This is a genomic window from Paenibacillus sp. CECT 9249 (genome assembly GCF_918697855.1).
In the GTDB taxonomy this organism is placed as follows: Bacteria; Bacillota; Bacilli; order Paenibacillales; family Paenibacillaceae; genus MSJ-34.
The window spans coordinates 43842-56483 of sequence record NZ_CAKKLI010000009.1 but is presented as its reverse complement, the minus strand read 5'-3'; the positions used below and the strand labels follow the sequence as shown (position 1 = coordinate 56483).

The following is a 12642-nucleotide window of genomic DNA, read 5'->3' as shown; positions in this document are numbered from 1 at the left end:
TTATGATGGCGGATGGAACATGAAATTGCAAGCAAAAACCGGGCTTTTCGCATGACGCGAAAAGTCCGGTTCCGCCGTTCGATTTAGGTTGCTATGCCGCTCCCTCCGTCATGAGGGAAACATCATTCGTTCAACGCCTTCTGCAAGGCTTCGAGGTTTTGGCGCATCAGACCGATATAATCCGCATTGTTCGCTCGATCCTCTTCCGAAATGCTTTCTATCGTATGCAATACCGCGGTTTTGGCGCCAATCTCGCTTGCGATCGCTTCCGCGACTTTGGAAGAAACGAACGATTCGAAGAAGACCGTCGTTATGTTATGCTCTTTCGCAAACGCGACGATTTCGGCCATTTGCTCCGCCGAAGGCTCTTGATCCGGCGACAAGCCGGCAATCGGCACTTGGGTCAATCCGTATTCTTTCGCCAAATAACCGAAAGCCGCGTGCTGCGTAATAAAATCTTTACGCTTCGTACCGCTTAGTGCCTGGCGGTAATCTTGATCCAGCCGCTCCAGCTCCGCCACATAGGCATCGGCATTTTTCGCAAATTCGTCTTTATGTTCCGGAGCCGCTTGAGACAGCGCTTGTTCAATATTGCGCACTTCTATAGCGGCAAGAGCCGGAGACAGCCAAACATGCGGGTCGAGTCCGCCATTATCGTGATGCGAATGATTTGCGTCCGATTCGTGTTCATGTGCATGACCATCCGTTTCGCCATGATCGTCATGCGCTTCATGCGTATGCGAATCCGCGTCTTCGCCGTGCTCATGATCTCCATGACTGTGATCGTGTCCGTGCTCATGATCGTCATGATGATGAGCGTGCCCATGCCCGGATCCTTCCATCATCTCAATCCCTTTGCTCGCTTCCACATCGATTCGGTTGCCGCTGCCGACCGTGGACAATACCCGGTCGATCCAGCCCTCCATTCCCGCTCCGTTGTATACAAGCACGTCGGACTCGGCTATTTTTTTCATATGTTGCGGCGTCGGTTCCCAATCATGCGGCTCGACCCCTGCCGGGACGAGCATTTCCACATCGGCCAAATCGCCGGCTACCTGTTTCGCAAACTCGTACATCGGATAAAAACTAACCAGAACGTTGAGCTTGCCTCGATTCCCGGTCTCCGCGCCGTTTTCCGGCGAAGAGACCGGCGTCTTTCGATCCGCGGCGCCGGTTCCGGTTCCCGGCTTGGCGCCGCATCCCGCTATAACGAGCATCAAGCTAAATATTAGTATTGCAACGATTTTCACCCTTGACATCATAAGAACAAACTCTCCTTTTCCCCTGTGATCCGTTTTTGTTGAACCATTGCCGTACGCAACGATTTTTTGCGCCGATTGATGCGCAGCGTTATTTTTTGCACGCCGATGCCCGAAAGCAGAAACAGCAGCAGCACAAGCGCGATCGTTCCGCCCGGAGGAATATTGACGTAGTACGAAACGGTCAAGCCGCTGAACATGCCCGCCGTTCCGATACAGGCGGCTGTCGCTACGGCGGAAGCGAATCCTTTCGCTACGCGAAGCGCAAGCGCCGCCGGCAAAACCATTAATGCGGAAACGAGCATAACGCCGACGATCGGCATTGCCGCAGCGACGGTCATTCCGGTCAACACCGAAAACGAAAATGACAACAAGCTCGACCGGACGCCGCCGATACGGGCCGTTTCTTCGTCGAACGTTATACTGTACAACGGCCTTCTAAAGCAAATGAAATATACGGCTCCCATGATCGCCACGCCGGCAATGAGCCATAGCTGGGTTTCGTTGACCGCGACAATCGAACCGAACAAGTAGGAGCTGAAGTTTTTGCCTATGTTCGTGCCGAAGCTCATTAGAACGATCGCCAGTGCAAGCCCCGACGTCATAACGATCGCGACGGGCACTTCGCGGTACGTTCGATATGTACGACGCAAATGCTCGACGATCATACCGCCAACGATTGCCGCCAGAACGCCGGTAAATGACGGGTTCCAAGGAAGGAAGGTGCCCAGTGCCGCCCCCGCCAGCGAGACGTGGGACAGCGTATCGGCCAGCAGCGCTTGACGTCTGAGCATCAAATAAACCCCGAGTATCGGCGCGATCGCTGCGATCATTGCTCCGGCGCCAAACGCGCGCTGCATAAATCCGTACTCAAGCATTCCCATCCCAAATCCTCCTTTCGTTCCAAGCGGATGATCCGGTCCAACATCCCCTCGGTTTCTTCCGCGTCATGCGTCACCATAACGACGGTAAAGCCGTGGGCCGTCACCATATGGCGCAGCAGCCGGTAAAACCCGGTTTTGCTCCTCTGATCCATTCCGGTGGCCGGTTCGTCCAGAATAAGAAGATTGGGGCGCTGGGCGAGCGCTCTCGCAATGCAAACCCGCTGCTTCTGACCGCCCGACAATTCGCCGATGCTGCAATGGCGCAACTCCCACATGCACACCTGCTTCAAGCTTTGCTCAACGATCGTTTCCTCGTCTCGGCCGAAACGTTTGAACAATCCGAGCCTGGAGTAGCAGCCGGATCTTACGAGCTCCATCACTTTGCTGGGAAACCCGCTATTGAACGAGGCGATCTGTTGCGGGACATACGCGATAACGGGTTTCGCTCCGGGAAAAGCGGCCGCATTCATCCGAACGGCGCCGCTCCAAGGTTTGACTAAGCCCAACAGCAGCTTCAGAATCGTCGTTTTGGCCGCGCCGTTCGGTCCGGTAATTCCGACGAATTCGCCTGCATAAATGTCGAGCGATGCATTGTCTACGACCGGTTCGTCTCCATATCCGAATACGACGTTGCGCATGGAGGTCATCATCATGTTCCAGTTCCTTTCCTGCAATTTTCATCGCTTTCTAATAGTAATTATTACGATTTAATACGAAAAAAATAGATATGCCACGCTTGGCATACGCGTATCTCTGCACCTCCCCATGCTTCCAGTCAAACTTCATCTCGTATTTATTCGTAATTATTACGATTAATCACATTGTACAGACGAAGATAGCGGCTGTCAACGATCATTTTTTTGCCGGCGACCACCAATTCCATTTGCCGAACAGCTTCATGAGGGCGGGCACCAGTATCATTCGGACGATTGTGGCGTCAATGAGAATCGCGGCGGAAATGCCGATTCCGAGCTGTTTGACCCCCGCCACGCCGCCCCAAGCAAAAGGAACCGTGACCGCAATCATGATCGCCGCGGCGGACGTAATCAATTTGCCGGACAGAGCCATGCCTTCCCCTACGGATCGTTCGTTGTGATGCGTCCTTTGGTATGCTTCATAAATTCGCGACAATAAGAACACCCCGTAATCCATACTGACGCCGAACGCCAAACCGAATACGAAGACGGGAATCATTAACGCGATCGCGGAAGGTTCGATGCCGAATCGCCCTTCTTCGAAAATCCAGGCAAGAATGCCGAAAGAGGCTCCCAAACTGAGCAAATTCATGAAAACCGTCTTGATCGGGATCAGAATCGAACGAAATGCAACGAACAGAACAACAAAATTGGATGCGAAAATAAAAAGAATGACTTCGCCCAATCGGTTGAAGACTTCGTCGAACACCTCCTGCCGGTATTTCGCTTCTCCTGCGATCAGCCACGACAATTCCGACGGCTGGCTCTCCCAATTTCTCACCCATTCCATCGTACGTTGCGAATTCGGATCGCCCGCCACGGTTACGGTTATGAGAATTTTATTTCCTTGCACGAACGGATTGAGAACGGCGCCGTATTTGCTCCGCAACTCGGGATTTCGCCAAATCAAATCCATCGTTTCGGCTGTCAGCTGCTGCCTCGTAAATACCGAATCGACGCGGATCACGTTCGGATCCCGGTTCAGCCGCTGCACGGCGCGGTAAGCGTTCGTCCAGTCCTCTAGCCGCAAAGCGGAATTTGCGCTTGCGCCGATCAAATGCAGCTGCGATGTCCCCTTCGCAAAATAGCGGTCGAATGCTTCGGCCGTTTGCCTGGATTCGAAGTGCTTCGGCAAGGAGGACGCGTCCGGAACGGCGACATTCAATCGGGTTAAAGGAAACAAACAGCAGATGAGGATCGCCGCGGCGATAAGCGCCATGCGAACAGGCCTTTTCATGACATAAGCGGAGACGCGATACCAGAACCAGGGCTGTCCCCCCTTATTGCGCGGCTTGCGTTTCGCCCGCATCCTGTCCCCCGCCAGCGACAGAAACGCCGGAACGAACGTTAGCGTCAACAGCATCGACATCGCAACAACGATAATCGCTCCGACGGCAACCGAACGGAAAAGGGGCATGCGGGTGAACAGCGTTCCCGCCAACCCTAGCAAAACGCATAAAGAGGAGAAGAAAACGGCCCGGCCCGACGTTTGCATCGTCGTAAGCAGCGCCTGTTCTACGGCGGAAACCGCCAATTGTTCGCGAAACCGGCTTACCATCAGCAAGGCGAAATCGATGCTAAGCGCCAATCCAACCATAGGGATGACGTTGTAGACGAAGATGGATAATTCCATGCTTGCGCCGATCCAATACATGATGCCCATCGTTCCGGCGACGCCGATCATGCCAACCGCAATCGGAATCGCAGCGGCGAGAAGCCCGCCGAAGGAAATCCACAAAATGAGAAAAGCGATCGGCAATCCGATCAGCTCCGCCCGGAACAAGTCGCGATGGCTCGTTCGATTCACATCATCCTGTACGACAGGCTTGCCGGTCATTCGAACCGTCATTCGATCGTCTTGCGGCAGCATACGCCGCAATTGAGCGATCGTATCGCTCTTCGCCGCGGCGTTGCCTAACGATAGGAGCGCAAAAGCCGCCCCATCCTGCTCCATTCCTGCACGCGAAGAAGGAGGAACGATTCTGTCGACGCCGTCCACGGTTTGAACCGTTGCCAAAGTTCGCTCGATAAAGCGGCGAAAATCGGCCCGGGAAACTTGCTCCGGCCGTTCGAACAGGAGGATGACCGGATCGGAGGGGGTATGGAATTCGGCGGCCAGAACGGATTGTGCCCGGGCATACGTACCGTCCGTCGTTAAACCGTGGTCCTGCAGAACCGTAGGAAGCTTCCAGGCGAATACGGAAAAGACGGCCAGGACGCAAAGCCATGCCGCGATGATCGATTTGGCGTATTTAAGCGACAGTCCGCAAATGATCCGATATATCATGGCACTGGTCCTCCGGGATGAATGAAAAGATGCTCATGCTTATGCAGCGTATGAACGAAGCGCGGTTATTCGCGCATACTCAATCTTGTCGCTTGAACGATACGCGCCGCCGCGCCCGGAACGAGCAGACCCAATCGAACGGCCAGCGAGGCCGCCGCCCTATTGCCCATAACGGATTGAATCCATCTTCCCCACCGCATCGGACCGGTAAATTCGCGCTTCAACAAGCGGGCATACTCCCGCCTCCATGCCGACAAAGAAAGTTGTCCGCGCAAATAACCGTCCGCGAGCGGCGAACATAATTCGACCGAACGCAAAGCCATCGCCATTCCGTCGCCGCATAACGGCGGAACGACGGCGGCCGCATCTCCGATATGGGCGTATTGATCCCATGCAACCGGTTTGCGGCTCGCCTCTACCTGCGCGACGGCCGTTTCCGTGCCTTCGACGGAAACGGCGCCCGCCAATCTATGGCGAAAAGCGCGGTTGAGAACGGCAATATGCCCGAGCGCGCCGGATACAGTTCGGCCGGCCTCGTCGAAAGCCCGCTGCGTCATCAAAGCGGCGACATTAATCCGGCCTTCTCCAATCGGCGCCACGCCCGCATACCCGCCGGCATAAAAATAAAGCTCGACGGCCGCCCCCGCCTCTTCGCTTACGGACTCATAATGGGCCTTGACGCCGATATACGAGTTGCGCGGCATATGCCGGGCCTTGGTCGTCAGCCCATGGCGCGGATTTCGTCCCCATGCGCCGATCGCCGCGCGCGCATCCAGCTCATAACGCTCGTCCCTGTTCCTTGCGGAAATCCGGAATCCCCGCTCGTCCGGACTAACCGATACGACCGTCGTTCCCGTTCGAACTTCCGCGCCATGCTCCCGCGCAACTTGATGTAGCTTATGATCGAGCGCAAACCGGCTTACGCCGAAGGCGGGGGCGGGCAATGGAATGTCGAGCTCGCATTCGCCCGGCGCGATCAACTTGACTCGATTCATTACGGCCGGACGCAGCGATTCGACCGGCGCGTCCAAACCGAGCGAGAAGAGGCTTCGGGCGGATTCCGGGGATAGAAATTCCCCGCATACTTTATGCCGGGGGAAGACATGCCGCTCGATCAACAGCGTCCGCCAGCCCCTGGACGCAAGGGCCGCTGCCATGCTAGCTCCCGCCACGCCGCCTCCCAATATGGCGATATCATACCGTTGCCCCAAATGTACCAGCTCCGTCCGCTTTATGATCGCAGGAAGCCTGCTCCAGCTCTTTCCGCACGAGCGCCACATAACGAAATAAAGGCCGCCACGCAAACGACAAATGCGGAACGGCGGGATGCTTCGCCAAACTTCTCCAATCCGCGGCGCGAAATCCTTTGGCAACCGATAACGGGGCGTCATGGCGGATATAAACGTTGCGTGAAACGATTCGGGTCAGAAGCCAGACGGCCAGCCAAGGGATCCAATGGCGATGGATGTCGCTAACGACGACGCCGTACCGGGAAGCGTGCAGCATACGCTCCACAATTTCCGGCAAATCTTCGGAAGGGAAATGATGAACGAATTGAGACGCCGTTACAATATCCGCGCTGCTCGCCGGCAGTTGAAACAGATCGCACCGCATCACCCGTACCCGCGGCTCCCGCATGTAGACTCGTCTTGCTTCCTCACAAGCCTCCTCCGTTACATCGGCCAGCACAATCGTCATGTCGATCCGGTTGCGGTCGGCCCACCGCAATAAGATGCGGTTGATTTCGCCCGATCCCGAACCGATGTCGAGAACGGACAATCGTTTCGGTCTTCCGGCGTCCGTCCATAAGCGCTTGACGCCGTAAAGGGAGGGATAAGCGGCGCCCAGTATCCGGTTGAGTCTTCGCAAATGACGCAGCGCCTCCGTTAATTCCGGGCCCCGCTTGGAGAAATCGTCCATCCGTTCGGGTTCGCTCGCCCGCCGCTTCAACCGGTTAAACATAAGCATCGTCCAATGCCTCAGGATAGGGCGAGCCGGCCGGAACGTACGCGATATTCATCAACTCTGCCGTTAATCCGGGCCCGAAAGCGAGCGCCATGCCTTCCTTCGGGCCCTGACGCTCCGCTTCGAGCCATTGTCTCATCCGCTGCAGAACGAACAATAACGTGGCGGAGGACATATTCCCGTACTCTCGCAACACCGAGCGGCTTGCCCGGGTTTGCGCATCCGTTAAGGATAGCGCCGATTGCAATGTATCGACGATTCCCCGTCCCCCCGGATGGATCGCCCATAATTCCGGCGCCGCCCTGCCCTTCAGGAAACGGGCGATTTCGGCCGGAACGAACTCGCCGATAAGCTTCGGAATGTGCGGCGAAAGGAATAGGTCGAATCCGTAATTGCCTACATTCCATACCATATCGCCCGTCGACCCAGGAAACAATACGGTTTCGCCTTTGCTTAGCGCGAATATCGCCCTTTGGCCGGGACTAGCCTCGCCCACGATGCAAGCCGATGCGCCGTCGCCGAAAAAAGCCGTCGCATATAGAGCCTCGCGCGCGCTTGACGGCTGCATATGCAGCGTGCACAATTCAACGCACACGATGAGTACTTTGGAGGCAGGGTTTCCTCTTACGATTTGTTCGGATAGGCGAATGGCCGTTAGCCCCGCCGCGCAGCCCATAAACGTTAACGGAATACGGCTCACGTTTGCGTCCAGCCCCAGCGCTTGCATGAGCGCGACATCGATTCCCGGCAAGAACAATCCCGTACAGCTTACCGTAATCAAATGAGTGATTCGGGCCGGCTCCACATTGCCGTCGCGCAGCGCTTCGGCCGCCGCTTCGCCGGCTAACGGAACGGATTGCCGTTTATACATCTCCATCCGCTCGCCCGTTGCCGGAATATCCGCTTGGGGACGATTGGATAAATACCGGCAGCGATCGATCGGCTCCAACAAATTCGGTTCGCAAGTGTAACGGGTTTCCACCCCGCAGCTTTTAAAAATTTTTCTCGCCCAACGCGCCGCATCTCTGCGATCTGCCAACGCTTCCGCCAGCTTGCCCGCGGTCTCGTCCTGATCGATGCGGTAAGGAGGCAGCGCCGTGCCGATCCCTAGAATGGACACTGTAGATTCCCATGTTTTCACGATTTCGTTTCATTCCTCTCCCATTCGACTATTCGAGCTTTCTGGCCAATGCAGCTTGTCTCTACCATCCTATTCATTACGTTTGAACGTTATTACGCTATCGGCGCGCAAAAAAAAGCATGCGTCGTTTCCGCATTGGAAACGATGACGCATGCTCTCATGCCATAAATAAAGATGCGGTGTGTTACCGGGTATGTCCGCTCAATTGCTGCTGCGCAATTTGAATTAGCCTGCGTGTAATTTGCCCCCCGAGGGCGCCGGTATCGCGCGTCGCCATATATCCGTAATATCCGTCTTCGGGAATTTGAATCCCCAGTTCCTGCGCCACATCGTATTTCAGTTGTTGAAGAGCGTGAATCGCTTCCGGGACGACGGGTCTATTCGATCTTCTAGCCATCGTTTTCCTCCTCTGGTCATGGTATTACACAGTTATTGTGAACAACGAAATGCAAAATATGTATGAACTGGCAGATGAAGCGAATATCGCCATTGCAAAAAGACATAATAACATTGGTACATCTATGCTGATAATTGGAGGAAGACAATCATGACTGAACAATACGGCGAACTTGACCGGAACTTAGCAAGCTCTTTGGCTTACATTCATTCCGAGCTGCATCGCGTTCAAACGATAGCCGGCACATTATCGACGATCGAGACACAGCATTTTAACGATCTTACGAATGCCGGCAACAGCGCGTTGACGCAAATTGCGGTTGAAGAGCAGAGCGCGGCCCGCCAATTGGGAGAAGTCAAACAAATTTGTTTGGCGCTTGCCCAGAAGGTGGAAGAAATTCAGAAGCGTTTCGAGCCTTCATAGGACAGGGATTCGCATATGTATAAGTGGATCGGCAATATGATACGAAGCGTCGTTAACGAAACCATTGACAAAGCCGTCGAACGGCTGGCCCGCGATCAATATACGGAAAATTTGTTTGAGATGATACCTTCGTCCAAAAAAGTCGGTATCATTCCGTTTATGGAAACGCTCATGCGCTCCAAAACCGGCCTTCCTCCCGGCAGGCCGCTCGGGAGCCATATCCGCTTCTCTCCTTGGGAGAAGCTGCTATTCAATCCGGTTCATCTGTTCCGCTTTCCGACGCCGGACAGCGTTTCGATCGGCACATCGGTTACAATCGGGAAAAACGCGAAGAAACCGTTGACCATCTCGATCCCGATCATGATTGCAGCCATGTCGTTCGGGGGCGCGCTCAGCAAAAATGCGAAAATCGCCCTCGCCAAAGCCGCAACCCGTATCGGGACCGCCACCAATACCGGCGAAGCCGGATTATTGGAGGAAGAACGCGCAGCGGCCGGTCTGTTGATCGGGCAGTATAACCGCGGAGGATGGCTCAACACTCCCGAGAAATATGGACGAATGGATGCGATCGAAATCCAGCTCGGACAAGGGGCTCAAGGCTCGAGCTCGCAGCGCACGGCCGCCAAAAATATCGGCCCGGAATTCCGGGAGGCGTTCGGCATTGCCGAGGGCGACGATGCGGTGATCCATTCCAGATTGCCCGGGGTGGATACAAAGGAAGATTTCATGAAGCTCGTCCGCCGCTTGAAAGCGGAAACCGGGGTTCCGGTCGGACTGAAATTCGCCGCGACCCATCATTTGGAGAAAGAACTGCAAATCGCTATCGAATCCGAAGTGGATTTTGTGACGATCGACGGAGCCGAAGGCGGTACGCATGCGGCTGCGCCGATTCTGGAGGACGACCTTGGCTTGCCGACGCTGTTCGCCATTTCCAGAGCGGCCGATTATTTGGCCGCCAAAGGAGCTGCGCGCGACGTCAGCCTGATTGCGACGGGCGGCTTGATTACGCCCGGAGATAGTATGAAAGCATTGGCGCTGGGCGCAAACGCCGTCTATATGGGAACCGCCGTTATCATGGCCTTGATCGGCGATCAAGCGGCGAAGACGCTGCCTTTCGAGCCGCCTACCGGCTTAGTCGTTTATAATGCCAAAGCGACGGAGCAATTGGATGTGGAAAGAAGCGAAATGTCGCTCTTTCATTTTCTGAACGCAACCGTGCGCGAGATGGAACTGCTCTGTTATTCGCTCGGCAAAACGAATATTGCGGACGTGGCCAAATCCGATCTATGCTCGCTCGATCCGTTTCTTGCCAAAGCGGTAGGCGTGGATCTCGGATACGTTTCGCACGAGAATCAGGACAAATTTTACGGCGAGTTTCACCGGATTCCGTTTGCCGACATGCCGAATATAACGGATACCGTTGCCCGCGAAGACGCCGAATCTGTGCAGCAGACTCCGCTTCAATAGAACGGCGAACGGACGCAGGCGGAACAAAGAAGCCGGTGCATTCCTTACCGAAATGCACCGGCCCTCCTATTGTTTAGCTGGCTTCCTGTTGAACAGGCACCGCGTTGAAATATTCTTCCAGCGTCAAATTTTGCGCCGCGATATCTTTCGCGATATCGACTCCTACATATCGAATATGCCACGGTTCGTATTTATAACCGGTAATCGCTTCTTTTCCTTCCGGGTAGCGGATGATGAAACCGTACTCCGGCGCATGTTGGGCAATCCAATCCGCTTCCGGCGTGCCGGCGAAGCAATCTGAGGCCGCGCACTTGCCGTCGCTGCCCGATACATCGATCGCCAATCCGGTCTGATGTTCGCTATGGCCCGGTACGGCGCTGTACCGCATTGCGTTCTCCTTGCCGTCCCGTTCTACGTAACGGTTGAACAACGACTTCTGGGTAGCTTGCGAACGGTACGCCGAGACGCCGCCCAAATGTATTCCGTCTTTCGCGGCTCCGGCAAACAACTCCTGCAGCGCTTCGGCCGCTTCCTTGCGCATTTTTCGTTTATCGATTTTTTCCTTGAAAATAAAATGCACGTCCGGATAGACCAGATCGTCCGGTTCGTATTGATCCGGCAGCGCGAACTGCTTGTTGACGAGCACTGCGACGTTATCCGGGTCGGTTATAGCTTCCCTTGTTTCGCTTGGATTGCGGGAAGACGTCTGCTCCGGTTCAAGCGGCTTGTCCGATTGTCGATCATCCGAATCCGGCTCTGCCGTCTCTTCGCCGGTTTGGCCGTCATCGGATCCGGATTCCGGCCCCTGATCGGAAACGGCGGATGAATCGGGCACGAAATTGGCCGAAGAGAAGCTTTGCTCTTTCTGCCATTCTATGAAAATGAAAATTGCAATTCCTAAAATAATAATACTGAAGACAGCTTTTTTCATTAGTTGCTCCCCCATTATGTCGATGTATGATGTTCTATGAAATCCTCACTTCGTAATAGACTGCCGCTTTCCCCAAAATGTTTCGCGTTTCGAGCAAAAATCTCTTTTTTCAACAATTATTCTACCATAACAGACGCCTCTATGAATCTATTTATAAAAAAATAGGACCTTTGGCCCCATATTGATTATTTAATGCAATTAATTATTAATGTACTAAATTCAGATAACGATGCTCATGCGAATGAGTTCCAACCGCTACGTGAACACTACGATGTAAAAGGAGTCTTTGCGATGCATTCGCTTATGAATTATACCGCACATCGGCCCTCGCCGCTGCCAAGCCGTCCCTGGATCATATTCCAAACATGGGAACATCTATTGTTCGCCCATTGGCCTGTCGATGCAAGGAAAATCGCCCCTTATCTCCCATCGGGCCTGGAAATCGATACATTCGACGGTACCGCCTGGGTTTCGATCGCCCCGTTCCGCACGGTAGGCGCCCGATTGCGTATGCTCCCCCCCATCCCGGGCCTTTCCGATTATGACGAATTGAACTTTCGCACGTATGTGCGAACGGCGTCGGGTCCACCGGGGGTTTACTTTCTAAGCATCGGCGCATCCAAACGGATCATTGTCGAAGGAGCGAAACGTTTATTTCGCTTGCCGTACCATTATGCGGATATGACCGTTGCTACGGTGCCGAACGAACCTTTTCATATTCAGTGCCGCTACCGGATGGAACAAGGCGCTTCTGCTTCCGAGGTCGAATTTCAATGCCGGTTCGCGCCGTCATCTTCCTCCTACGGCATTCGCAAAGCATCGATTGAGAACTGGTTATACGACAGGTATTGCTTATACACCAGCCCTCATCCTCGCTTGTCGCAGCAAATGCATGAAACGAACCGCCCAAACTGCCTTCTAGTCGGCGACATTCACCATCCGCCTTGGCTGCTGAAACGTGTCGAATTGGAAATCGAAAGGAATACGATCGGCAAGCCGTTCGGCATTGAACTGCCCGCCCTTCCCCACCTATCAACTTTTACCCGCAGAATGGGTGTTTTAGGCTGGACGCTGCGCAAGCTGGAATGTTAAACTGAAATTAGGACGATCTAAGGTCCGGTTTCAACCTAGTCTCTAGTCGAGGAAAGATTGCGGCTTCAGGTCGTTTCTTCGAAGGCCGTTTCTCATCTATG

The 12642-nt window shown here is 54.4% G+C and carries 12 protein-coding genes; 3 read left to right on the top strand and 9 right to left on the bottom strand.

Features of this window, described 5'->3' with window-relative positions; translation table 11 throughout:
* Positions 1 to 122: 122 nt before the first annotated feature.
* The 8 genes from LQ229_RS09645 to LQ229_RS09610 all read right to left on the bottom strand — a co-directional run bounded on the left by LQ229_RS09645 (position 123) and on the right by LQ229_RS09610 (position 8628).
* Positions 123 to 1259: a metal ABC transporter substrate-binding protein gene (locus LQ229_RS09645; protein WP_230191630.1), complete on the bottom strand. Its 1137-nt coding sequence runs from the start codon at positions 1257 to 1259 to the stop codon at positions 123 to 125.
* A complete protein-coding gene (locus LQ229_RS09640) occupies positions 1259 to 2143 on the bottom strand; it encodes a metal ABC transporter permease (RefSeq protein ID WP_230191593.1) in 885 nt (294 codons plus the stop codon). The genes LQ229_RS09645 and LQ229_RS09640 overlap by 1 nt, the downstream gene beginning before the upstream one ends.
* Positions 2089 to 2796, bottom strand: coding sequence for a metal ABC transporter ATP-binding protein (locus LQ229_RS09635; RefSeq protein ID WP_230191592.1), 708 nt, complete (start codon positions 2794 to 2796; stop codon positions 2089 to 2091). Before LQ229_RS09635 ends, LQ229_RS09640 begins: the two co-directional genes overlap by 55 nt.
* 199 nt (positions 2797 to 2995) lie before the next feature.
* The gene (locus LQ229_RS09630) at positions 2996 to 5125 is read right to left on the bottom strand and encodes an MMPL family transporter (RefSeq protein WP_230191591.1); all 2130 of its coding nucleotides are present in this window, start codon (positions 5123 to 5125) and stop codon (positions 2996 to 2998) included.
* 65 nt (positions 5126 to 5190) lie between these two features.
* Positions 5191 to 6336: an NAD(P)/FAD-dependent oxidoreductase gene (locus tag LQ229_RS09625; RefSeq protein WP_230191590.1), complete on the bottom strand. Its 1146-nt coding sequence runs from the start codon at positions 6334 to 6336 to the stop codon at positions 5191 to 5193.
* A complete protein-coding gene (locus LQ229_RS09620) occupies positions 6320 to 7087 on the bottom strand; it encodes a methyltransferase domain-containing protein (protein ID WP_230191629.1) in 768 nt (255 codons plus the stop codon). The genes LQ229_RS09625 and LQ229_RS09620 overlap by 17 nt, the downstream gene beginning before the upstream one ends.
* On the bottom strand, positions 7080 to 8231 hold the full coding sequence (locus tag LQ229_RS09615; RefSeq protein WP_356710234.1) for a type III polyketide synthase: 1152 nt from the start codon (positions 8229 to 8231) through the stop codon (positions 7080 to 7082). Before LQ229_RS09615 ends, LQ229_RS09620 begins: the two co-directional genes overlap by 8 nt.
* Positions 8232 to 8415: 184 nt before the next feature.
* Positions 8416 to 8628 carry an alpha/beta-type small acid-soluble spore protein gene (locus LQ229_RS09610; RefSeq protein ID WP_230191589.1) on the bottom strand — a complete coding sequence of 71 codons (213 nt, stop codon included), beginning with the start codon at positions 8626 to 8628 and terminating at the stop codon, positions 8416 to 8418.
* Positions 8629 to 8778: 150 nt separating this feature from the next.
* Between LQ229_RS09610 and LQ229_RS09605 the strand changes: the two genes are divergently transcribed.
* The gene (locus LQ229_RS09605) at positions 8779 to 9051 is read left to right on the top strand and encodes a hypothetical protein (RefSeq protein WP_216538714.1); all 273 of its coding nucleotides are present in this window, start codon (positions 8779 to 8781) and stop codon (positions 9049 to 9051) included.
* Between the two features lie 15 nt (positions 9052 to 9066).
* Positions 9067 to 10518, top strand: a complete 1452-nt coding sequence (locus LQ229_RS09600) for an FMN-binding glutamate synthase family protein (RefSeq protein ID WP_230191588.1) — start codon at positions 9067 to 9069, stop codon at positions 10516 to 10518.
* 73 nt (positions 10519 to 10591) lie between these two features.
* Here the strand turns inward: LQ229_RS09600 and LQ229_RS09595 are convergent, their stop codons facing one another.
* Positions 10592 to 11449 carry a M15 family metallopeptidase gene (locus LQ229_RS09595; RefSeq protein WP_230191587.1) on the bottom strand — a complete coding sequence of 286 codons (858 nt, stop codon included), beginning with the start codon at positions 11447 to 11449 and terminating at the stop codon, positions 10592 to 10594.
* A 291-nt stretch (positions 11450 to 11740) separates the two neighbouring features.
* Here LQ229_RS09595 and LQ229_RS09590 point away from each other — a divergent pair, with 291 nt between their 5' ends.
* Positions 11741 to 12541 (top strand): DUF2071 domain-containing protein, encoded by an 801-nt coding sequence (locus LQ229_RS09590; RefSeq protein ID WP_230191586.1) that lies wholly within the window; start codon positions 11741 to 11743, stop codon positions 12539 to 12541.
* Positions 12542 to 12642: the final 101 nt, after the last annotated feature.